The sequence below is a fragment of the Novosphingobium mississippiense genome (genome assembly GCF_044029535.1).
Taxonomy (GTDB): Bacteria; Pseudomonadota; Alphaproteobacteria; order Sphingomonadales; family Sphingomonadaceae; genus Novosphingobium.
Window position 1 is genome coordinate 475,758 of record NZ_CP147001.1, and the last position, 19,859, is coordinate 495,616.

Annotated in this window: 17 protein-coding genes; 10 read left to right on the top strand and 7 right to left on the bottom strand. The window is 65.6% G+C overall.

Annotated elements, in window-relative coordinates; all coding sequences use genetic code 11:
* Window positions 1-115 precede the first annotated feature (115 nt).
* Window positions 116-955 carry an IclR family transcriptional regulator gene (locus WBP06_RS02230; RefSeq protein WP_395331442.1) on the top strand — a complete coding sequence of 280 codons (840 nt, stop codon included), beginning with the start codon at window positions 116-118 and terminating at the stop codon, window positions 953-955.
* A gap of 129 nt (window positions 956-1,084) precedes the next feature.
* Entirely contained in the window at window positions 1,085-2,131 is a 1,047-nt protein-coding gene (locus WBP06_RS02235) for a phosphotransferase family protein (RefSeq protein WP_395331444.1), read from the top strand.
* Between the two features lie 246 nt (window positions 2,132-2,377).
* On the opposite strand, the gene WBP06_RS02240 is transcribed toward WBP06_RS02235, so the two are convergent.
* From WBP06_RS02240 to WBP06_RS02255, 4 genes are all read right to left on the bottom strand, one after another.
* Entirely contained in the window at window positions 2,378-3,577 is a 1,200-nt protein-coding gene (locus WBP06_RS02240; protein ID WP_395331446.1) for an amidohydrolase family protein, read from the bottom strand.
* Window positions 3,578-3,663: 86 nt separating this feature from the next.
* The gene (locus WBP06_RS02245) at window positions 3,664-4,881 is read right to left on the bottom strand and encodes a thiolase family protein (protein WP_395331448.1); all 1,218 of its coding nucleotides are present in this window, start codon (window positions 4,879-4,881) and stop codon (window positions 3,664-3,666) included.
* Complete coding sequence (locus tag WBP06_RS02250; RefSeq protein ID WP_395331450.1) at window positions 4,845-5,264, bottom strand: Zn-ribbon domain-containing OB-fold protein; 420 nt, start codon at window positions 5,262-5,264, stop codon at window positions 4,845-4,847. The genes WBP06_RS02245 and WBP06_RS02250 overlap by 37 nt, the downstream gene beginning before the upstream one ends.
* A complete protein-coding gene (locus tag WBP06_RS02255) occupies window positions 5,264-6,475 on the bottom strand; it encodes a CaiB/BaiF CoA transferase family protein (protein WP_395331452.1) in 1,212 nt (403 codons plus the stop codon). Before WBP06_RS02255 ends, WBP06_RS02250 begins: the two co-directional genes overlap by 1 nt.
* Window positions 6,476-6,653: 178 nt before the next feature.
* Here WBP06_RS02255 and WBP06_RS02260 point away from each other — a divergent pair, with 178 nt between their 5' ends.
* Window positions 6,654-7,724 (top strand): phosphotransferase, encoded by a 1,071-nt coding sequence (locus WBP06_RS02260; RefSeq protein WP_395331454.1) that lies wholly within the window; start codon window positions 6,654-6,656, stop codon window positions 7,722-7,724.
* A 75-nt stretch (window positions 7,725-7,799) separates the two neighbouring features.
* On the opposite strand, the gene WBP06_RS02265 is transcribed toward WBP06_RS02260, so the two are convergent.
* Entirely contained in the window at window positions 7,800-10,508 is a 2,709-nt protein-coding gene (locus WBP06_RS02265) for a TonB-dependent receptor (RefSeq protein ID WP_395331456.1), read from the bottom strand.
* Between the two features lie 405 nt (window positions 10,509-10,913).
* Window positions 10,914-11,630, bottom strand: coding sequence for a dienelactone hydrolase family protein (locus WBP06_RS02270; protein ID WP_395331458.1), 717 nt, complete (start codon window positions 11,628-11,630; stop codon window positions 10,914-10,916).
* Between the two features lie 198 nt (window positions 11,631-11,828).
* Between WBP06_RS02270 and WBP06_RS02275 the strand changes: the two genes are divergently transcribed.
* From WBP06_RS02275 to WBP06_RS02295, 5 genes are all read left to right on the top strand, one after another.
* Window positions 11,829-12,596, top strand: a complete 768-nt coding sequence (locus WBP06_RS02275; protein WP_395331460.1) for an energy transducer TonB — start codon at window positions 11,829-11,831, stop codon at window positions 12,594-12,596.
* A gap of 44 nt (window positions 12,597-12,640) precedes the next feature.
* Window positions 12,641-13,714 carry a mannose-1-phosphate guanylyltransferase gene (locus WBP06_RS02280; protein WP_395331462.1) on the top strand — a complete coding sequence of 358 codons (1,074 nt, stop codon included), beginning with the start codon at window positions 12,641-12,643 and terminating at the stop codon, window positions 13,712-13,714.
* Window positions 13,715-13,737: 23 nt separating this feature from the next.
* Window positions 13,738-14,553, top strand: a complete 816-nt coding sequence (locus WBP06_RS02285; RefSeq protein ID WP_395331464.1) for a class I mannose-6-phosphate isomerase — start codon at window positions 13,738-13,740, stop codon at window positions 14,551-14,553.
* Window positions 14,554-14,556: 3 nt separating this feature from the next.
* The gene (locus WBP06_RS02290) at window positions 14,557-15,018 is read left to right on the top strand and encodes a DUF2721 domain-containing protein (RefSeq protein ID WP_395331466.1); all 462 of its coding nucleotides are present in this window, start codon (window positions 14,557-14,559) and stop codon (window positions 15,016-15,018) included.
* Between the two features lie 72 nt (window positions 15,019-15,090).
* Window positions 15,091-16,371, top strand: a complete 1,281-nt coding sequence (locus tag WBP06_RS02295; RefSeq protein ID WP_395331468.1) for an MFS transporter — start codon at window positions 15,091-15,093, stop codon at window positions 16,369-16,371.
* Between the two features lie 286 nt (window positions 16,372-16,657).
* Here WBP06_RS02295 and WBP06_RS02300 read toward each other — a convergent pair whose 3' ends face one another.
* Window positions 16,658-18,418, bottom strand: a complete 1,761-nt coding sequence (locus WBP06_RS02300; RefSeq protein ID WP_395331470.1) for a fatty acyl-AMP ligase — start codon at window positions 18,416-18,418, stop codon at window positions 16,658-16,660.
* Between the two features lie 179 nt (window positions 18,419-18,597).
* On the opposite strand from WBP06_RS02300, the gene WBP06_RS02305 reads away from it, so the two are divergent.
* Together WBP06_RS02305 and WBP06_RS02310 are read left to right on the top strand one after the other, a co-directional pair.
* A complete protein-coding gene (locus tag WBP06_RS02305; protein WP_395331472.1) occupies window positions 18,598-19,152 on the top strand; it encodes a regulatory protein RecX in 555 nt (184 codons plus the stop codon).
* A 3-nt stretch (window positions 19,153-19,155) separates the two neighbouring features.
* Window positions 19,156-19,656 (top strand): DUF192 domain-containing protein, encoded by a 501-nt coding sequence (locus tag WBP06_RS02310; RefSeq protein ID WP_395331474.1) that lies wholly within the window; start codon window positions 19,156-19,158, stop codon window positions 19,654-19,656.
* The last annotated feature ends 203 nt before the right edge of the window (window positions 19,657-19,859 follow it).

Sequence of the window (19,859 nt, forward strand, 5' to 3'; positions counted from 1 at the left end):
GGGAAGACCGGGGCTGGCATCCTTGGTACTCGTCCTGCCCGATCCCCACCAACCCATTGACGAACCCCTCCACGCGCCATAACCCGACAGGTAATTCGAAATAGCGAAAGCACCCATGTCGCGTTCTTCCCCCGGCGTCGCCCGCATGGCCGCCATCCTCAATTTCATCGCCGATCATCCGGGGCAGTCCTTCGCGCTCACCGATCTGGTGCGGGCGCTGAAGCTCAGCCGGGCGACCTGCCATGCGCTGCTGACGGGGCTGGTCGACGTGGGCTATCTCTACCGCACCAGCGACAAGACTTACGTGCTGGGCCCGGTGCTGGCGGCGATCGGGCGCACGGCGGCGGAACACTTCTCGCCGTTGCAGGTCGCGCAGCCGGAAATGCGCAAGCTGGCGGACGATTTCGACGTGGTTTGCGGCGCCTATTTCCTGGAAGGCGACATGATCCACCTGCGCGAGCGGGCCGCATCGGCCAGCCACGTCGGCTATCCGGTGCCGCTGGGCACCCGCATGCCGCTGCGCTGGGTGCAGGCCACCTCGTTCTTCGCCCGCACGCCGCGTGACGCCGATGCCGTGCAGGTCCGCACCAATCCCGCACCCACCGCCGAGCAACTGGAACAGCTTCACGGCGGCATGGCCTTCGTGCGCGAACACGGCTTCATCGCCCTGTCGCGCCGTGCCGGAACGGCGCCCGGTGACGGCATCGCCACGATCAACGGCATGCAGGATCCGCCGGTCGTGCCCGAAATCACCCTGGACGATGCGCGGACTTACTCGCTGATGGGGATCATGGCGCCGATCTACGACGCGCGTGACCGGGTCTCGATCTCGCTGGTGCTGGGCGGCTTCAACGATGCCATGACCGGCGCCGAAGTGCGCAAGGCGGGTGAGGCCCTCGCAGAAGCCTGCGCCCGCATCTCCCGCTTTCTGATCGGCCAGCCCGAAGACTTCTGACCTCCGCCGCCCCGGCGGTTCTCGCACCGTTCAAGCGCGCTTTGCTTGACCCATCCTGCTTGTCGACTTATCAAATAGTCGAAAATAAATTCGCGATTTGGAATTGCGATATAAGCGGGAGAGTGCTGGATGTCGGACGTGATCGTCGCGCCGGAAACCCGGGACCTTGGCGAACTGGCGGGTGCGCTGGCGCAGTGGCTGGCGGCACGGATGCCGCACGCGCGTGAGGTGTGGATCACCGATCTCGCCTATCCGCGCGGCGCCGGGCAAAGCCATGAGACGGTGCTGTTCGAAGCGCACTGGCGTGAGCAGGGCGAGGAACGGCAACAGGGCTGCGTGGTGCGGATCAAGCCGGGTGGCTTCACGGTCTTCCCCGACGACCTTTTTGTACAGCAGTACCGGGTGATGAAGGCGCTGGCCGAAGGTGGGGAGGTGCGCGTCGCCCGCCCGCTGTGGTTCGAGGAAAACCCGGCGCTGCTGGGTAATCCCTTCTTCGTGATGGAACGCAAGACCGGCCGCGTGCCGGTATCGATCCCGCCCTATGCGCGCGAAGGCTGGCTGAAGGATGCCACCCCGGCGCAGCGCCGCGTGCTGTGGCGCAATGCTGTGGAGCAACTGGCGGCCGTGCAGCGCGTGCCGCTGGACGGGTTCGATTTCCTTGCCGGGCCCAACGGGGAACGGGGTCTGGCGCAAGAATGGGACAAGTACACGCGCTTCGCCCGCTGGCTTCAGCAGGTTGAGCCGCTGCCCATACTCGACGCGGCGCTGGAGCGGCTACGCGGGCTCTGGCCCGGGAATCAGCCGGAGGGCCTGGTCTGGGGCGACGCGCGGATCGGCAACATGATGTTCGACGGGAACTTCGATGTCGTGGCGGTGATGGACTGGGAGCAGCCCTCGCTCGGTGGGGCGCTGCATGATCTGGCGTGGTTCTGCGTGATCGCGGATACCATGCATGGGCCCGCCTCCACCTATGGCGCGCCGCTGGAGGGCATGGGCAGCCGCGAAGAGACGGTGGCCTTGTGGGAACACCTGGCCGGCAAGTCCGCCGCCGATCTTGAATGGTATGAGGATTTCGCGAAGTTCAAGATGACCTGCACCGGCATCCGCCTTGGCCACCTGCGCGGTGCACCGATGATGGACGAGGCGACCATGGCGAAGCGCTTGAAGGTGGGGTGAGGGCTGGCCGGTCGGAGCTGGCGCGACGTTAGAACCCAACCTTCACACGGGCGAAGGTCGTTCCAAGCGCGACCCTTCGCCCGCAGGTTACGAGCACCACGAATATCAACATGCCCCGTCATCCCCGCGAAGGCGGGGATCCCGCTTCTCCTTCTTCTCCGCTTTCTTCGCCAAAGAAAGCGGGGCCCCCGCCTTCGCGGGGGCGACGGGGTGTGTTGGGTGATTGCATTTTTTTGGCCCGAGGACTTACGACAATCCCAGCAACCGCCGGCAATTGTCATGAATGATCGCGCGCACATCGGCCTCCGGCACCCCGGCGAAATCGCGCAGGATCACATCGCGAGAGTGCGGGAAAGTCGTTTCCGAATGCGGATAGTCCGATGACCACATGATGTTGCGCCCGCCCGGTTGGTCGCGATTCAAAATGCCCGTGCGGTCCTGGATGAAGGAGCCATAGACGTTGCGATCCATGTAGTAGCTGGGCGGGTTCTTCAGCGGGGATTCCGTCCAGTAGCGCTGCTTTTCCCAGGTGCGGTCGTTGTATTCGGCAAACCACGCGAACCAGCCCACGCCCGATTCCATCGATCCGATCTTCAGGTCCGGGAAACGGTCGAACACGCCGTTGTAGATCAGGATGCCGATCGGTTCCGCCATGGCCAGCTTGCTCATCGGCATGTCGGCCAGGAAGTATTCCTTCTGCCCGAAACGCGGCACCCGCGCGCCGAGGTGGAAGGTGACGACGATCCCGGCGTCCACCACGGTCTTCCACAACGCGTCGAAGGCGGGGTTCGAGTATTGCAACGCCCCCTTGGGATCGCCGGTGAGCGCGGAGACTTGCCCATCCTTCAGCGCCTGCACGCCGGAAGTGGTCTTCCACGCTTCGGGGTTTTGCGGGAAGGCCGGCAGGTTGATTGCGCGGAAGCCCTTGGCGGCGAGCCGGCGGACGTGGCTGCACGTTTCTTCGATATCGCGCATCGGCACGTAGCCGACCGGATAGAGCCGGTCCGGCGCGGCCGAGCAGAAGTCCAGCACCCAGTTCTGATAGGCTTCGTAGCTGGCGATGTAGAGTTCGTTGTCGAGCGAACCCAGCGGGCCGCCGCCGAACAGCAGCGCAGCGTCCATGCCGTCCGCGTCCATGTCGGCCAGGCGCGTGGCGGGTTCCCACACCTTGCGCTGGTCGGCCAGGCGGCCTTTCATCTTGAAGTTCCTGCCCTCTCGCCCGGCCTGATTGTTGATCATCATGAACGGGCGGCGGTTGCCTTCGAAGCAGATGTAATCGCCATCGTCGGCATGTTCGATATAGGGCGCGCGGTCCTTGAGGTGCGCGGGCAGATAGTCCTTCCACATGTCATGCGGCGGATCGATGTGCGCGTCCGCATCGAAGATCGGGCCATAGGCCCACTCGGTTGCGGCGCTTGCGCGGATGGCCGGATCAGCCTCGCTCATCTCCCGACTCCTCTCGTTTCATTATTCGCTATTGTGAATATATTATCGTCATAACGAACGTGAAAAGTCAAGGTGACGACTCATCGTCAATCCCGCCGCAGGAGCATTGCGCCGTATCCGAAGCCGCCGTTGGAAATCAGGCAGGTGCGGGCGTCGGCCACCTGTCGCCCGCCGCCGCGATGCCACAACTGCACGCAAGCCTCGTGGATATGGCCGTAGCCATGCAGGCGTCCGGCCGAGAGTTGGCCGCCGCCGGTGTTGAGGGGCAGTTCCCCGTCCAACCCGATCCGCGTGCCGCCCTCGACGAAGCGGCAGGCCTCGCCCTGCGGCACCAGTCCCAGCGCCTCCATCCAGAGCCATGTGTGGATCGAGAAGCCGTCGTAGAGTTGTGCGCAATCGAGGTCGGCGGGGCGCAGGCTGGTGCGGGACCATAGCATCTCCCCTGCGCGTCGGGCGGCGGGCAGGCTGGTGAAGTCTCCCTCATGCCGGCCGGCCCAGAGGCCGCCGACGGCCATTCCCATCGCTTCGATATGCAGTGGCGGATTGCGCAGATCCTTCGCGGCGTCGTTGTGCGATAGGACGATCGCGGTGGCGCCATCGACATGGGCGTCGCAGTCGTAGAGCCGCAGGGGAGAGGAGATCACCCGCGATTGCAGGTAGTCGTCCAGCGTCAGCGGCGCCTTGTAGATCGCGGCCGGATTGTGCGCGGCATGGCGGCGGGCGTTGACGGCCAAGGCGCCCAGTTGCGCCTCCGTCGCTCCGTACTTGTCGAAATAGGCTTGGGCGTAGAGCGCGAACATATTGATGGGGGAGAGGGCGTTGAACGGCACCGTCCAGGCGTTGGTGCCTTCCACCCGTGCGCCGCGTCCGCTCATCAGCGTGGAGGCGCGGGCCTGCGCGCGGGCGCTGGCCTGGGCGACGGTGCGGAACACCACGACATGCCGGGCAAGCCCGCAGGCGATCGCGGTCACCGCATTGAAGATCGGCGCCATGTGGCTGAAACCTTCACCGGATGCGAGGATCCAGCGCGGGTTGAGGCCCAGCACGGCGGCCGCTTCGGACGTGCTGACCGGGGCAATGCCGCCGCCTTCGGCCGATTTGGGTGGGTAGGTGGCGATGCCGTCGATCTCCCGCGGGGAGAGGCCGGCGTCGGCAATGGCGGCCAGGCAGGCGTCGGCAGTGAGTTGCAGTGCGCTGCGCGAGGAGGGGCGGGCCACTTCTGACTGCGCCGCGCCGGTGACGCAGACTTGCTTTTCGGGCAGGGTGGTCACGCTTCGACCTTCGGCGCGAAGAAGGGCAGCCACACGTCCTCGTGCTGTTCGAACCGGACGGTGACGGGCAGGCCGATGCGCGCGCGCGTAACCGCGCCATCGAGATTGGCCATAACGTAGAGCCCAGCCTGTTCGGCCAGTTCCACCGCCGCCAGCACGAACGGCACCGGCAGGCCCGGCAGCCATGCCTCGTGATTGATGGTGTAGCTGGCGATGCTGCCCTTGCCGGAGGTCGGCTCGGCCGCCATCGCTTCGCTGCCGCAAGTGGCGCAGCGGGGAAGTGGCGGGTGCTGCCATGTGCGGCATTCGGCGCAGCGCTGGATGCGCAACCGGCCATCCGCGCCCGAAGTCCAGAAGAACGCGGTTTCGGGTTCGAGCGTGGGCAGCTTGCGGGCGGGCGCCCCTTGGGATGCCATCAGAACACCACTCCCTGCACCTTGAGGTCGATCACCGCATCCTCGTCATAGCCCAGTTCCGCCAGCACGGCATCGCTGTCCGCGCCCAGCTCCGGCGCGCGGGTGGAGGCTAGGGCCTTGCCTTCGAACAGCATGGGGCTGGCGACCATCGGGATCGTTTCGCCGTCGCCCGCGTCGATCCGGCGCAAGTACTGATTGGCCTGGACCTGTGGATCGTCCTGCAATTCACCCACGTCCTGCACCACGTCCCACTGGCCATCCTGCCGGGACAGGATCTGCTTCCATTCCGCCAGCGACCTGGACGCGAACAGGGCCGTCACTTCGGCATGGCATTCGGCGCCGTTCGCGCGGCGGGCGGCATCGTTGGCGAAGCGCGGATCGGTGGCAAGATCGGGCCGTCCGGCCGCTTCGCAGAAGCGCGCCCAGTAGCGGTCCGCCTGCAACATGCAGAGCGCGACGAAGCGATGGTCGGCGGTGCGATAGTTCGCCACCAGCACGTTGTGCGGCGGGCCGGACGGGCGCGGGAAGCGCTGCACGCCGTCCGCCGTTGCCTGGCAGATCAGCCGCTGCTGGGACCACATGGCAGTGCCCAGCAGCGACACGTCCACTTCCCCGGCCTCTCCGGTCATCGCCCGCCGCGCGATGGCCGCAGCGATCGCGCCAGCCAGCATCGCGCCGGACAGGGTATCGCCGAATGCGGGGCCGGGCGGGCCGACTGGGGCGGGCGCGTCGTTCTCGGTGAGGGAGGAGGCAATGCCGCCGCGCGCCCAGAAGGTGATCGCATCGTATCCGCCTTTCTCGCCATCCGGGCCGTTGGGCCCGGTGCCGCTGCCGCTGGCATAGATCAGGTTGGGGAAGCGCGCGCGCAGCGTGGCTGCATCGATGCCCATCGATCGGCGTGCGGGGGGGAGAAGGCTGGTCAGGAAGACATCGGCCTGTTCCAACAGTCGGCCCAGCACCGCGCGGCCCGCCTCGTGCCGCAAGTCCAGCGTGATCGATCGCTTGCCCCGGTTGTAGCTTTCCCACGACCAGTCGTAGGAAGCATCGGCCGAACCAAGGCTACCGATCTTCAGTCCGCGCAGTGGATCGCCGGCAGGCGGCTCCACCTTGATCACTTCGGCGCCAAGATCGGCCAGCATTCCGCCGCAGGCGGGAACGAAGGCCCACATCGCCACTTCCACAATGCGGATGCCTTCCAGCGGCTTTGCCATTGCGTCTCTCTCCCTGTCCCGAACCGTCGAACGGTCTTGACGCGACAGGTCTGGACGACGATCGCGTGACCGATGGAATTCTCTATTGCGAATGATGTACCGAAATGGAGAATTGGGCAAGCCGACGAGATGGCAGAGAGAAGTCGGCGAGATGCCAGCTCGCCAATGGGAGAAGCCGATGACGATGACCGCCACCCAGTTCATGAATGGGCCTGTCGAACATGCCGGGCCCGTCCCCGCCACGCTGGTCGAGGCGCTGAACCCTTACTGGTTGGCGCCGGTGCTGGCGCATGTTTCCGGCGGCAAGGGCATTGCGAGTGTCGAAACGCTGGAGGTGATCCGGACCGTGGCCACCAAGGTCCGCTTCGCCGTCCGCTTCGAAGGGGAGCAGGCCACGCACCAGTTCTGCATCAAAGGTCTGCTCGATGTGGACGAGGGGACCGCGCGCGGCGGGCCGACCTGCGTGCTGGAGGCGGACTTCTACAATCGCCTTGCCCCGGTGCTCGATCTGCGCGTGCCGCCCTGCGTCGCCACGGTGGTCGATCGCAAGGGGCAGCAGGCGGTGACGGTGATGCGCGACCTGATCGCGCAAGGGGCTTCGTTCTGTTCCGCGCTCGATCCGTTCACGGCGGACGATGCCCTGGCCAGCCTGACGCAATTGGCCCGGCTTCACGCGCGGGCGGACCTGCTGGCGGACTGGATCGCGCCGCGTGCCGCCCAACTTGCGCGGATGACCTATGTGACGCCCGAAGTGCTGCAGGATTTGCTAGACGGGCCGCGGGGGGAGGGCATCCTGCCCGAAGTCCGCAATGCCGCTCGGCTCGTTTCGGCGATGCGGGCGCTGGCGGAGCGCGATGCCGCGCGGCCGCAGTTCCTGCTCCATGGCGATGCCCACGCCGGCAATCTCTATCGCACGCTGGAGGGGATGGGCCTGATCGACTGGCAGTTGCTCCAGCGCGGCGGCTGGGCGCTGGATGTGGCCTATCATCTCAACGCGGTGCTGCCGGTGGATGTCGCCGAGGCGGAGGAGCGCTGGCTGCTGGGCGAATATCTTGGGGTGATGCGCGGCCATGGCTGCACCATGCCCGATCCGGAGGAAGCCTGGGCACAATATCGGGAGGCGGTGGTCTACGGTTATTACCTCTGGGCGATCACCCGCCGCGTCGATCCGCCGATCATCGAGACTTTCGTCGGCCGGCTTGGCCGTGCGGTGATGCGGCATGACAGCTTCGCCCTGCTGGGCGTTTGACACCTGCATTTCCGACAAACGAAAGGGGCCGCACGTCACAACGCGCGGCCCCTTTTATAGGGCGTTCCTGCCGGATCAGCCGCCGAAGTGATACTTCAGGCTGAAGCCGTACATGCGCGGCGCGCCCACCGATGCGGTTTCGAAACCGGTGCCGGTCGAGAGGCCCGGATAGAAGGTGTAGTACTTTTCCTTGGTCACGTTGGTTGCGAAGAACGCCGCGTCCACCGGCAGGCCTGCGATATTGTCCCAATTGACATTGAGGTTCAGCAGGTCGGTCGACTTCAGGTCGGTCAGGCTCTGGATATAGGCGACCGTCGCCGGGTCGGAGACCGCTCCCGCCTGGCAGTTCGGCAGGTAGGTGTTCGCCGTGCCGTTGCAGCCGAAGTAGAAGCGGTTGCCGGTGTTCGCCAGCATCTTGTCGGTATGCGTGAAGGTGGCGCCGAACGAGATCTTGCCGATGCTGTCGGACAGCGGCAGCGTGTAGGTGGCGGAAGCGGTGACCTTGTTCTTCGGGCTGAGCGCCAGCGGGTCACCCACCATGTAGGTGCCCGAAAGCACATAGGGCGAACCGGGTTCGAGCGAGAATGTCTCGACCGAGGTCAGCTTGGTGTTGAGGTAGGTATAGCCGACCTGCAGCAGCATCCCCTGGAACGGGCTGGCCGAAGCGTCCACTTCGATACCCCAGATCCGGGACTTGCCGGCGTTGACCGGCGCGGCCGTGGGCGAGACCGGGGCCGCGATGCACGCGCCGGTGGTGGCGTCGGTGAACTGGCACGGGTTGGCGTTGAAGCCCAGCTGCAGCTGCTGGTTGCTGAACTTGTTGTAGAAGCCGGCGATGTTGAAGTTGCCGGGCACCGAACCGCGCCAACTGGTCTTGGCGCCCAGTTCGAAGGCGTCGACCTTTTCGGGGCCGAACACCGCGAAGGCGGATGTCACGTTGGGCGCGATGCCGCCGGCGCGATAGCCTCTGGCGTATTTGCCGTAGATCAGCACGTCCTGGACCGGCGTGTAGTCCAGATCGATCAGCCAGGTCGGCTTCTGCGATTTCTGCTTGATGTCGCGCCGGCAGCCGTTGGCGGCGGTGGGATCCTGTATCGGGGCGTCCGGATACGTGCAGTAGGTGAACAGCGGCGCGGCCGGGATCGGCTGGAAGAACGGGAAGCTCAGCGGATAACCGGTGATCGTGGTCGTCTGGACGCTGGTATTGTCCTCGCGGTCCCAGGTGTAGCGGAAGCCGCCGGTCAGCTTGAGCTGATCGGTGAACTTGTAGGTCGCCTGCGCATAGAGGCCGACGTTGTGGAACGACGTGCGGCCCGCCGTGGTGTTGATCGCGCCGGCGTGCTGGGTGGGATCGAAGGCGCCGCCGAAGAACACCGGCGTGACGGCAGCCAGATAGCCCAGCACGTCATAGCACTGGCTGGCGGCCAGCGCGGCGGAATCGGCGCAGGACTGGATCACCGGAGATTTCGAGCCCACCAGGCCGAGCGGCTGGACGGATTCCAGATAGGCGCCGGTCTGCCAGTTCAGCTTGTCGTCGCTGCTGCGACCCTGGATCTGGAATTCCTCGGTGAACGTGGATTCCGCTGCGGTATCGCGGCCGGGCAGCGGGCGGCTGCTGGCAAAGCCGAAGCGATAGCTGGACAGGCCGATCTGCGGGATCGCCGGCGTTTCGAAGGCGGTGCCGAAGATCGGGTTGTTGAAGCTGTCCTTCAACTCGCCATAGCTGGCGATGTTCTTGAAGGTCAGCGTGTCGCTGGCGTGCCAGGTGGTGGTGTTGATCACTTGCCAGACGGTCAGCAGCGAGCGGGCATCGGGCACGTCCTGCGCGAAGTCGTAGAAGCCCGAACCCTGATAGTTGCTGCTGCCGGGGGTAAGTTGCTCGTCCGCGAAGTGGCCCAGGCTGTAGGCCGGGTCGGCGGCGATCAGCTTCTGCGCGTCACCATGCGTATCGGACCGCGAATAAGTGGCGATCGTGTAGTTCTCGAGGTCCGGCGTCAGTTCCGCGACCACGCTGAGGCGGACCGAGGTATAGTCGACATCGTTGAAATCCTTCGGGCCGACGCCGCTGGTATTGTGCAGATACCCATCGCGCTTCATGCGATCGACGCCCAGGCGGACCTTGAAGGTATCGGCCAGCGGCACGTTGATCACGGCCTGCACGCGGCGCATGTCGTAATTGCCGATCGATCCCTGGACATAGCCTTCAAGAAGGTCGGTCGGCTTCTGCGGCACCAGCAGCACGGCGCCGCCGGTGGTGTTGCGGCCGAACAGCGTGCCCTGCGGACCCTTCAGCACCTGCACGTTCTGCAGATCGAAATAGGCGCCCGGACCGGCGCCGTCACCCGAAGGCAGGCCGTTCGACGCGCCGCGCGGGGCCACCACGTCGGCGAAGTAGACGCCCACCGAAGGCGCGGTGCCCAGGTCCTGCACGAAGCCGCGGATCGCGAAGGACGAGTTCTGCGAACCGAAGTTGGTGTTGGCGGAAAGCGAAGGCGTGCTGGTGGCAAGGTCCGCCGCGCTGACGACGTTGCGGTTGGTCAGCTGGTCCTGGTTGAACACGGTGATGGAGATCGGCACGTCCTGCAGGCGTTCTTCGGTACGCCGGGCGGTGACGATGATGTCGCCGGGATTGACGGTGGGGCTTTCCCGCCTGCCGGACTGGGCTTCCTGTGGGGCGGGGGCGGCCTGATCCTGCGCCAGCGCGGGTGATGCGGCAACGGCTGCGCCGGCCCCCATCGTGGCGACACCGAGCATCAGCGAAGTCCTGAAATTCCTTGCAAGCATGTTCTTCCTCTCCTCACGGAAACCATGTTCTCACGGCAGACTGGCTCGGGATCGAGGCCATGCGCGAAGCCGGTTCTTGCCGGTCTGCGGGCACCATCGGGTCTGCATCGAAATTCTTGGGAATCGGTATTTCTGGGAAAAGGGCGCATGGCCGGCGGATCACCGCCCGGCGATGCATGCATCTTCCCGCTTCAGTATCGTTTTGGCTCCGGTTCCCCGGGACCGTCCTCCCCACGTTCTCCCGTGCCGATATGCGGCATCTTCTGGGCGGTTTTTCCGCGCGCGCCTTGATTCTGCGCCTGCGGGAAAAGTATCGCTCCTCTTGTTCCGGCGCAATTCGCCTGATGAACCTCCCTCATTTCTTCGCGTGGCAGCAATTGCCTGTAGAAGACAGTTCGGAGCGGTTCAGCTGTCTATTGTCTCTTCAAGCAGCGCGATTGTTCCTTTCCAGGCAATACGGTGTGCCGTTCGATCGTAGGCGATCCCCGGGGCGATACCGTCATGATCGGGGTCGGTGAACGCGTGTGCTGCCTTTGCGAACAGGGTTAGCTGATAATCCGCGCCCGCCGCGTCCAGTTCGGCGCGCAGCGCTTCCACGTCGGCGGGCGGGGCGTAAGGGTCTTCTCCGCCGGTCCACACCGCGATCCGCGCCAGCACGCGACCGGCGACGGCCGGATCGTGGGTGCCGAGCAGACCATGAAAACTGGTGACCGACCGCACGGCCGCGCCGCTGCGTGCCAGTTCCAGCACGCACTTGCCGCCAAAGCAGTAGCCGATCGCCGCAATCCGGTCCGGATCGACGCCGGGCAACGCGCGCAGCGTCTCGAACCAGACGAGCACGCGTTCGCGCAGCAGGGGAGGATTGGCCATCAGCGCGGCGAAATGCGTGCCGGCAGCCTGGTTGGAAGAGATGTCCGCATCGGCCCCGTACATGTCGGGCGCGATCACCAGCCTGCCGCCGGCGGCCACTTCGCGCATGGCCGCATGAAAGCTATCGGAAGGCCCGGTGGCGCCCGGAAACATCAGCACGGCCGCGCCGGATGGCGTCCCTTCCGGACGCGCGACAAGCCCGCGCAGCCTTACGCCGCCATGTTCGCATTCAAGGGATTCGAAACCCGCCATGCGCCTCCCCTCCTTGTACCCTGTTCTCTGTCGTCGGCGACGGAGGCGCTGGATAATCCGGCGAATCAATGTCGCATTGGGGAACATGGGTTCGGATATGAGAATGACGGCGACGATCCGTGCTGTCAAAGGGCAAGCATCTAGCCACTTGTTCCGCATGGCTTGCCAGCCTCGCGCCCGCCGTGGCATCGAAGGTGCATGGCACCGGTGACGACAGGAGCCGATCTGCGGCCGCCGCGATCCATCCGATGGGGCATGGCCGCGCTGGTCACGCTGCTGCATCTGCTGATCATTGCCGTGCTGGTGCAGGCCTTCGCGCCGACATTCGCAGACGAACTGGTGCGAACGACGACGCAGGCGTTCGATATCCCGCTTTCGCCCCCTCCCAGCCCGCAACCGGAAGCCCGCCAGTCCGCCGCGGTGCCCGCGCAACCGGGCGCGCAAGGCTCCGCAGGTGCGCCCGGCCAGCGCGCCCTGCCGCGTGAGGTGGCCGCGCCCCGAGCCCCCGTGGCGATCGTGCCGACGCAGGCGCCCCCCGTGGTCGGTTCCGGACGTGACGATGCTGCCGGAGCCGGTCAGGCAGGGACGGGCTCCGGCGCCGGGGGCCAAGGCGCGGGACCAGGCGCCGGGGGAAGCGGATCGGGGCAGGGGGGCGGCGGTGCTGCCAGCAGGCCGGAAAAGATTGCCGGGGACATCAACTCTGCCCGGGACTATCCCGCCGCCAGTCGGCAGCTTCGGCTGGGGCATCAGGTCGTCGTCATCCTGCGTGTGGGTGTGGACGGGAAGGCGAAATCCTGCCGGATCGCACAGCCCAGCCCCGATGCGGAGGCGGATCGCATCACTTGCGCCCTGGCCATGGACCGTTTCCGCTTCCGGCCCGCGCGGGACGCTGCCGGCAATCCGGTGGAGGCCGACTATGGCTGGCGCCAGCGCTGGTTCCTGAAAGCGCAGGGCGAGATGCCGTAATCAGCGCCGTTGCATTGCCCAGAGGGAGCGGTATGGCGATTCCCATGTCCTCCGATTCCCGCGATGTTTCGCTTCCCACGATAGTTCCGGTCATCCTGTGCGGCGGCAGCGGCACGCGGCTGTGGCCGCGCAGCCGTGCAGCCAAGCCCAAGCCGTTCCTGCCGCTGGTGGGTGACAGCACCTTGTTCGAGGCAAGCCTGGCCCGCTGCCCGGCGCATCTCGGGTTCGCCGCCCCGGTGGTGGTGACCGGCACGAAGCATCTCGATCATGTCGAGGCGCAGCTGGCCGGCGCTCCCGGCGCCAGCGTGATCGTCGAGCCTGCCGCGCGCAACACGGCGGCTGCCATCGCGCTCGCCGCCTGTCGTCTGCCCGAGGATGCGGTGATGCTGGTCTGCCCCAGCGACCATCACATCGGCCGCCCGGACGTCTTTGCGAAGGCGGCCTGCGCTGCTGCCGCGCTGGCGAACGATGGCTGGCTGGTCTCGTTCGGGATCGAGGCGACCGCGCCCGAGACCGGCTTCGGCTACCTGAAGCGGGGCGAGGCGATCGCGGGCACCCCTGGCTATCGCACCGCGCAGTTCGTCGAGAAGCCGGACCTCGATCGCGCCAAGGCGTTCCTCGAACATGGCGGCTATGCCTGGAACGGCGGCATCTTCGCCTTCCGCGTCGGTGATTTCATGGCCGAACTCTCCGCCCACCGTCCCGAGATCGCCGCCAAGGTGCGCGAGGCAGTGGCGAAGGGGGCCGAGGATGGCCACCGTTTCCACCCCGATGCCGCCACGTTCGGCGACGTGCCCAGCGATTCGGTGGACTATGCGGTAATGGAGAACACCACACGCGCGGCGATGGTGCCGGCGGACATGGACTGGTCCGACATCGGCAACTGGCAGGCGCTGCACGATGCGCTGGCGCGCGACGAAGGCGGCAATGCGGTGCGCGGGCCCGGCGCGGCGGAACTGGTCGACTGCACCAATGTGCTGGTCGACAGCGATGGGCCGCGCGTCTCGGTAATCGGGCTTTCCAACGTCATAGTTGTGGTCGACGGGAACGAGGTGCTGGTCACTACGGTTGAAGGTGTGCAGAAGGTCGGAAAGCTGCACGGCGCCGTAAATCAGTAAGTACACCAGTAGAGGATCGAGCAATGACTGCCGCACTCGCCATCCGCGAAGTCGAGAAGCCCTGGGGCAAGGATGTCCTGCCCGCGCCTTTCGTCGCCCCGGAAGGTGAGCGCATCGGCGAAGTCTGGTTCGAGCCGCCCGCCGGGCTGCCCGATCTGCTGGTGAAATACATCTTCACCAGCGAGAAGCTGTCGGTGCAGGTCCATCCCACCGATGCGCAGACCATCGCCAAGGGGCTGGGCAAGCAGGGCAAGGAAGAATGCTGGCTGATCGTCGCGGCCGAGCCGGGCGCCACGCTGGGCATCGGTTTCGACGCGCCGATCTCTCAGGAGGACATGCGCGCCGCCTCGCTGGACGGCAGCATCGAACGCCTGATGACCTGGCACGAAGTGCAGCCGGGCGATTTCTTCTACATTCCGGCCAATACCGTGCACGCCATCGGTGAGGGCGTCAGCCTGATCGAAGTGCAGCAGAACAGCGACATCACCTACCGCCTCTATGATTACGGCCGCCCGCGCGAGCTGCATCTGGACGATGGGATTGCCGTGTCGAAGGGCGAGGCTTACGATCTGGCGCGCTGGCACAAGCGCGTGTCCCCGCACGAAACGCAGGTCCTGGTCGATGGCCCGCTGTTCCTGCTCGATCAGGTGGCGGGTCAGCCCACGCCGGATATCGCCGCCCGCTATCCCGGCGCCTTGCTGGTGATCCCGCGGGAGGAATCGGTGAAGATCGGTGACGATCTGATCGCGCCCGGCGGTTGCGGGCTGGCCTCCTCGCTGGCCGAAGTGGCTTTCGCGGATAACGGAGTCTGCCTGCTGGCACGGGCCTGCGAAGCCTGATTCGTGTTTGCCATCAGCGATTCCACGATCGTCCAGACCATCCAGCTGGCGTTGACGCCGGTGTTCGTGCTGGTCGCCATCGGCAATATCCTGAACATCCTTTCGACCCGACTGGGCCGGGTGGTGGATCGCGCGCGTACGCTTCAGGAACGCCATAACGAAACCAACGGGGCCGACCACGATATCGTGGTTCTGGAAATCCGGCTGGTCGACAAGCGCATCAACATCATCACCAACGCCATCCGCTTCATGGTGCTTTCCGCGCTGTGCATCGGCACGACCGTCGCCGTGCTGTTCCTTCAGGGGCTGGCCGGTTTCGACATGCACGGTATCGCGGCGATCATCTTCCTCGCCTCGATCGTGCTGCTGCTGGTGGCGCTGGTGCTGTTCCTGCGCGAGACGCAAGTGGCCAAGGAAGCCCTCAGCATACCGCGCGATTATCTGGAACTGCATCGGACCATTTGATTGCGCGGGTATCGCACCCGCGATTGGCGTTTCCCACGCATCGCCTAGGTTCTCTTCCAAGGGAGAGAACAGATGCACGCACCGGGTAGAGCCGCGCCGGATCGCACCGGCCAGCGCGAGGAATGGCGACGGGGCTGGAAGCTGGTGCTGGCTTCTGCGGTCGGCTTCTCGTTCTTTTCCGTGCTGCTGGCCGGCACCGGGCTGTTCTTCGAGCCGCTGGGCAAGGAATTCGGCTGGAACCGCTCACTGCTATCGGCAGGGCCGGGCATCGCCACGTTCGTCACCGCCATCCTCTCGCCATTCTATGGTGCGCTGATCGATCGCGTGGGCTCTCGCCGCTTGGCACTGCCGGGGATCGTGCTGGTCATGGTGTCGATGAGTTCGTTCGCGCTGGTGAACGGATCGAAAGCGCAGTGGATCACGCTGTGGGTGGTCTTCGGCATTCTGCTCACCACGATCAAGTCGACCGTCTGGACCACGGCCGTTGCCGGCCTGTTCGACAAGGGCAGGGGCCTTGCGCTGGGCATGACCGTGGCGGGCACGGCCGTCGCGCAGGCGGTGGTGCCGCCGCTGGGCAATTTCCTGATCGAGCACACCGGCTGGCGCGGCGCCTTCGTCTGGTTCGGCATGGGCTGGGGCGGGTTGACGCTGCTGCTCTGTTCGCTGTTCTTGTACGACGTTCACGATCGCGCCCGGCGTGCCGCGCAGCAGGCGGGGCAGGCCGCCGCAGCGCGCAGCACGCTCCACCTGCCGGGCCTCACTCCGCGGCAGGCGTTGCGCAGCCGGGCGATCTGGCAACTGGCGGTATCGACCTTCATCGTCATGGTGCTCACCGTGGGCCTTGGCATCCACCTCTTCCCGATCCTGACCGAAGCGGGCGTCACCCGCGCCAACGCTGCATGGCTTACCGCGCTGACCGGTGTGGCGGGGATCATCGGCAAGCTCGTCACTGGCGCGCTGATGGACCGTTACAAGCCGAACTGGATTGGCGGTGTGACCATGGCCGTAACCGCCGTCACTTTCATCGTGCTGATCTGGTGGATCGATTCCACCGCTGCCGTGGTCTTCGGCCTGCTGGTCAACGGCTATGCTGCCGGAACGAAGACGCAGATCTGCGCCTTCCTTACTGCCGGTTATGCCGGAATGCGACACTTCGGCGCGATTTACGGGGTGATGGCGGCGATGGTGGCTTTCGCCTCGGGGCTGGGGCCCTGGCTGGCCGGCGTTGTCTACGACAAGTTCGGAGGGTACGGGCCGTTCCTCTGTGCCGGGGTGTTCGGCTGTGTGGTCAGCGGTGTGCTGCTGGTGACTTTGCCGCGTTATCCGGATTGGGAGGCAGAAGGTGCGGGCTGATTCGCAGCACGTTGTCATCACCCCACTCAAGTTCAGACTTCAAACACCTCGTCATCCCCGCGAAGGCGGGGATCCCGCTTAAGGTGCGGAGACGTCGCTGAAACCCACCTCTATGCGTTAGCCGTCAGAAAAGCGGGGCCCCCGCCTTCGCGGGGGCGACGGGATTTTATGTTCGAATGATCAGCGGGACTGAGGACGTTTACGCGAGAAGCATTGCCACCGGAATCGAAACGGGCCGGAAAGCGCAGTGCTTCCCGGCCCGGTCCTGAAATCAAAAAGCTTTAAGTCAGGCGGCGAGCTTGAACGGCTCGATCTCGCCCGAAAGGTACAGCTTCTTCGCCTTGGCGCGGCTGAGCTTGCCAGAGCTGGTGCGCGGCAGGCTCTTGGGCGGAACCAGTTCGACCACGCAGTTCATGCCGGTGATCGAGCGCACCTTGTCGCGGATCAGGTCGCGCAGTTCGATGCGCTTCACCGGATCGGAGACGCGGCAGTGGACCAACACCGCCGGCGTTTCCTCACCATTGTCCATCTCAACCGAGAAGGCAGCGATGTCGCCATGGTTGAAGCCCGGCAGCTGCTCCACGGCCCATTCGATATCCTGGGGCCAGTGGTTCTTGCCGTTGATGATGATCATGTCCTTCGCACGGCCGACGATGAACAGATAGCCATCGGCCATGTAGCCCATGTCGCCCGTGTCCAGCCATCCGTCGACGAGGCAGGCCTCGGTCGCTTCGGGGTCGCGGAAGTAGGAGTGCATGACGCTGGTGCCGCGGCACCAGACCTTGCCGATCTTGTGGTCGGTAAGGCTGTCGCCATTCTCGCCCCGGATCACCACTTCCATGTCGAGCACGGGCTTGCCGCAGTTGACGATGGCGCGGTAGCGGGCCGGGCGGCTGAGGTCGCGCGGGGAACCGGAGAGGCGTTCTTCCTCCACCAGTTCGACGCGGATGCCTTCGCCCGGGGGCATGATGGTGACCGCCAGCGTCGCTTCGGCAAGGCCGTAGCTGGGCAGGAAAGCGGTTGCCTTGAAGCCGGCCTGCGCGAATGCGTTGACGAAGCTCTGCATTACGTCCGGGCGGATCATGTCGGCGCCGTTGCCGGCAAGCCGCCAGCGCGACAGGTCGAAACGATCGTCGACATGGCTCTGGCTGGAAATGCGGCGGGCGCAGATGTCGTAGCCGAACGTGGGCGAATACGAGATCGAGGTGCCCTGGTTGCGCGTGATCAGGTCCAGCCATGCCAGCGGACGGCGGGCGAAATCCTCGGTCTTCAGGTAGTCGCCCGAGACCTGGTTGGCGATCAGCGAGAGGAAGCAGCCGACCAGGCCCATGTCGTGATACCAAGGCAGCCACGAAATGCAGCGGTCGCTGTCGATCAGTTCCATGCCGTGGCTATGCGCGGCCAGGTTCGACATCAGCGAACGGTGCGTGACGGCAACGCCGTGCGGGAAGCGGGTGGAGCCGCTGGAATACTGCAGATAGCAGATATCGTCCGGGCTGGCCTTGGGCAGCGCGACTTCCGGCGCGTCCTTCGCTGCGAAATCGGCCCAGGTCGCGTGGCCGCAGCCCTGCTTGTCAGCGGCGGCGGCGGTCATTTCGGCAATCTCGTCCGGGCCGACCAGCAGCATCGGGTCCGAGCTGGAAAGCTGGACGGCCAGCTGCTCGATATAGTTGTCCTTGCCACCGAAGCTGGTGGGCAGGGGCAGCGGCACCGGCCAGGCGCCGGCGTAGACCACGCCGCAGAACAGCGCGGCGAAATCGGTGCCGGTTTCGGCGATCAGGGCGATGCGATCGTTCGGCTTCACGCCGCGCGCGATCAGCGCATGGGCGACCTTGATCGAATCTTCGCGCAGCTCCGAAAAGGGATAGACGCGTTTCAGCACGCCACGCGGATCGTGGAAATTGAAGCCGCGCTGGCCCTGCGCCGCATAATCGAGGGCGTCGCAGAAAGTGTCGAAATCGGCAAAACGGCGGGCAAGCGCGTCCCCGTTGGGGGTTGCGACCAGTGCTTCACTCGCTTGCGGCACCATGTTGATGGTGTCGTTCATCTCGTTATAACCCGTTGTTGTTATACCGTTTAATTCTCTACGGAACCTGGGACTTCTACCCGGCCCAACCTGAACCGGACCCGACCTGGATCGGAAACAGCAATTTTCACAGCTATCCCATCTGCATGGTTCCGTGCGCTCTCCCCATTCTGAGCCGACTGTGGCACGAATAGGGCAAGATGTCCGACAAGCGTCGCAATCCACAACCGCTTAACCAGACCCGCCTGGAGGAATTGGCGCTCGCCTATGTCGCGCGTTTCGCCACGACGCAAGGGAAGCTGCGCGATTATCTGCAACGCAAACTGCGGGAGCGGGGATGGGATGGTGGCGATTTTCCCGATCTGGATGGCTTGATCGCCCGTTATTGCGAGCTGGGCTACGTGAATGACGAGGCGTGGGCGCGGATGAAGGCGGGCAGCCTGCTGCGGCGCGGCTATGGCGCAAGGCGCGTGGGCGAGGCGTTGGGGCATGCGGGCGTGGACGAGGATCTGCGCCATGCCGCCAGCCCGGATGAAGGGGCAGGGCGGCGCGCGGCGCTTGTATTGGCGCGGCGGCGTCGGTTCGGCCCGTTTGCGGTTCAGCCGGCCGACAGGCCGCTGCGCGAAAAGCACATCGCGGCCATGCTGCGCGCGGGGCACCGTCTCGACATGGCGCGCGCGATCATCGACGCGGAGAGCCCGGAGGCGGCAGAGGACTGGGTGCAGGAAGCAGAATCGGAATCCGGAGACGCCTGAACCATGCCCTTCCATCGCTTTATCGCCAGGTGCCTGCTGGCCCCCGCCCTGCTGCTGCCTGCCGCCTGTTCGAAAAGCGGCGCGGAAACCGCAATCGGCGCGGCGACGCAAACCGGCGCGGTCCATCCCGAATCGGGGCTTTCCGTCGTGCCGCTGACGGTGGCGTCCGCCGGCAAGTCGCACGTCTTCCAGGTCGAAGTGGCCGAAAGCGAGGCGGAGCAGGCGAAAGGCCTGATGTTCCGCACCGCGATGGGCGCGGACGAGGGGATGATCTTCCCCGAAAAGGCCCCGCGCAAGGCCGCGTTCTGGATGAAGAACACGGTGATTCCGCTGGACATACTGTTCATCGGGCCTGACCGCCGCGTGCTCAATATCGCTGCCAATGCCGTGCCTTATGACGAGCGGTCCCTGCCTTCCAAGGGGCCGGTGATCGGCGTGCTGGAACTGAACGGCGGCCGCGCCGCCGAACTCGGCATCGCGCCGGGCGACAAGGTGACCTGGTAAGCCGGTGACCGGCTAAGGCGGCGTCTGGCGCGGCGGTTGAAAAAGCGCGCCGGGGCTCGGCGCCGAATGCAAGCGCGCGAAGGCACGCCGAGCATCGCCGTATTGGCAATGTCCCCGCCCGCGGCGCGTTCAGGCGTGCCTCCCGCTTGAAGACCTGCTTGGCCCAGTCGGCCGGAACGGGGCGCAGGGCTGCCTCACCATGC

What these genes read in the sequence shown, in the direction of transcription:
- WBP06_RS02285 (WP_395331464.1), top strand. Translation starts at nt 13,738, where the DNA reads ATGACTGCCGCACTCGCCATCCGCGAAGTCGAGAAGCCCTGGGGCAAG.
- WBP06_RS02275 (WP_395331460.1), top strand. Translation starts at nt 11,829, where the DNA reads ATGGCACCGGTGACGACAGGAGCCGATCTGCGGCCGCCGCGATCCATC.
- WBP06_RS02235 (WP_395331444.1), top strand. Translation starts at nt 1,085, where the DNA reads ATGTCGGACGTGATCGTCGCGCCGGAAACCCGGGACCTTGGCGAACTG.
- WBP06_RS02310 (WP_395331474.1), top strand. Translation starts at nt 19,156, where the DNA reads ATGCCCTTCCATCGCTTTATCGCCAGGTGCCTGCTGGCCCCCGCCCTG.
- WBP06_RS02270 (WP_395331458.1), bottom strand. Translation starts at nt 11,630, where the DNA reads ATGGCGGGTTTCGAATCCCTTGAATGCGAACATGGCGGCGTAAGGCTG.
- WBP06_RS02300 (WP_395331470.1), bottom strand. Translation starts at nt 18,418, where the DNA reads ATGAACGACACCATCAACATGGTGCCGCAAGCGAGTGAAGCACTGGTC.
- WBP06_RS02305 (WP_395331472.1), top strand. Translation starts at nt 18,598, where the DNA reads ATGTCCGACAAGCGTCGCAATCCACAACCGCTTAACCAGACCCGCCTG.
- WBP06_RS02240 (WP_395331446.1), bottom strand. Translation starts at nt 3,577, where the DNA reads ATGAGCGAGGCTGATCCGGCCATCCGCGCAAGCGCCGCAACCGAGTGG.
- WBP06_RS02265 (WP_395331456.1), bottom strand. Translation starts at nt 10,508, where the DNA reads ATGCTTGCAAGGAATTTCAGGACTTCGCTGATGCTCGGTGTCGCCACG.
- WBP06_RS02250 (WP_395331450.1), bottom strand. Translation starts at nt 5,264, where the DNA reads ATGGCATCCCAAGGGGCGCCCGCCCGCAAGCTGCCCACGCTCGAACCC.
- WBP06_RS02255 (WP_395331452.1), bottom strand. Translation starts at nt 6,475, where the DNA reads ATGGCAAAGCCGCTGGAAGGCATCCGCATTGTGGAAGTGGCGATGTGG.
- WBP06_RS02295 (WP_395331468.1), top strand. Translation starts at nt 15,091, where the DNA reads ATGCACGCACCGGGTAGAGCCGCGCCGGATCGCACCGGCCAGCGCGAG.
- WBP06_RS02280 (WP_395331462.1), top strand. Translation starts at nt 12,641, where the DNA reads ATGTCCTCCGATTCCCGCGATGTTTCGCTTCCCACGATAGTTCCGGTC.
- WBP06_RS02230 (WP_395331442.1), top strand. Translation starts at nt 116, where the DNA reads ATGTCGCGTTCTTCCCCCGGCGTCGCCCGCATGGCCGCCATCCTCAAT.
- WBP06_RS02260 (WP_395331454.1), top strand. Translation starts at nt 6,654, where the DNA reads ATGACGATGACCGCCACCCAGTTCATGAATGGGCCTGTCGAACATGCC.